This is a genomic window from Bacillus sp. SM2101, from assembly GCF_018588585.1.
GTDB lineage: Bacteria > Bacillota > Bacilli > Bacillales > SM2101 > Nanhaiella > Nanhaiella sioensis.
In genome coordinates, this window is record NZ_JAEUFG010000097.1 from 1 (window position 1) to 1531 (window position 1531).

A 1531-nucleotide genomic window follows, 5' to 3' on the forward strand; every position below is an offset into this window, starting at 1 on the left:
TTATTTTTCTTAATATGCGTGATAATTGCTTCCGTATTTGGAGCTTTGACAGCAAATAAAGGGATTTTCATCAAACAAGGAACTCCTGCTATTTTAGCGGTTATTTTCATTCTATTATCCCTTTAAACTAATGTAAGTGATGTATTTAGAAAAAAAAATTAAAAAACATAATGATTAATGAGTCGAATAGTTCTAAGCCTACATGAAAATATTATTCAACAATTTGGCGCTAACCTGTAACAAGGGTTAGTGCTTTTCTTCATTTTAGGGAGATGTCTATTGGTTTTTAAGGGGGAAATATGAAATAGTCTAATGGAATATTTTATAGGTAGAATATATCGAAAGGTAGTAATACTATTAAAATGTATACATATTTGGTAAATGACGGAGGATATTATGAAAAAAGGTTTCTTAGGTGTTCTTTTATTAACTTTATCTATAATTGTGATTGCTTTTTCTAATGAAGAAAATGAAAATCAAAAACTGGTTACAGCAATGAACAAGTTTAGTGGACAAATAATGCTGCCTGACATAACTGAATTTACTATAGACGATGTTGCATCCGCAGTTTTGATAGTAAACAATGATTTGGAATTTTCTAGCGCTAGTTATGTTTTTAAAGATAACTCTGAAGAAAATTATTCATTATCTGTTCAAGTGAGTACTGATTTAGATTTAATGCGACAAAAAAAAGAAAAAAAGGGAAACTATTCTATAGAATTTAAGGATATTGATAAGAAAAATTTTATATTTGAAACCAATAATCGAAAATCCAAAACGTATTCCAACCAAAATAGTATAAGTTGGGTAGAAAAAGATATGTTCTATGAATTGTCATCCGAAAATTTCTCACATGAGGATTTATTAAAAATATCAAAAACCATGAAAACAAATACAGAATATCACAACTTAGTTTCAATTGAGGAAGGCAGTATTTTTATACCAACATATAATTATAACAAACACCTTTATAGTATCTTATCATTAAATTATCAAGGGTGGAGTAAAGCAAAGAGTCTATCGTTTGGATCATTAGAGACTTTTACTATAGCACAGTCAAAAAATGATTCTTTTTTTACAAAGACTTACCAAAAGGCAATCAATGGTGACGAAAATTACAAAGAAATTACTTTGAGTGACGGAGAAAAGGTGTATCAAAATGAAGGAAGCTACATTGTTAAAAAGGGCGATATTATAATATTTTTGGAAAATTATTCAACTGATTTAGGTAGTGAAGCACTATTAATAGAAATTGAAAAGATTATAAAAGGACTAAAAAAGATATAATTTACATACCTAGAAAATTACTATGAAGGTTTTACTTAGCTTACTATTGGACTACATGAAAATGTTATTCCGCAATATGGCGCGATGATCTAACAGTGCGCTTTTATTATGTTTAAAAAAGTTGTTGTAAGATTTGAATGGTTTTGAAATAATTGGTATTAAGATATAGGGCATGTTAATTGAATATTACTATCAAGAATAGTAGGTGAAGATTATTAAAAAAATACTACTAACCGTTATCCCA

General features: G+C 28.2%; 2 protein-coding genes. Both read left to right on the top strand.

Going from position 1 to position 1531, the window contains the following annotated elements:
• On the top strand, positions 1-126 hold a 126-nt coding region (locus tag JM172_RS24375), incomplete at its 5' end, for a DUF1304 family protein (RefSeq protein WP_214484962.1).
• A 270-nt stretch (positions 127-396) separates the two neighbouring features.
• Entirely contained in the window at positions 397-1287 is an 891-nt protein-coding gene (locus JM172_RS24380) for a hypothetical protein (RefSeq protein ID WP_214484961.1), read from the top strand.
• The last annotated feature ends 244 nt before the right edge of the window (positions 1288-1531 follow it).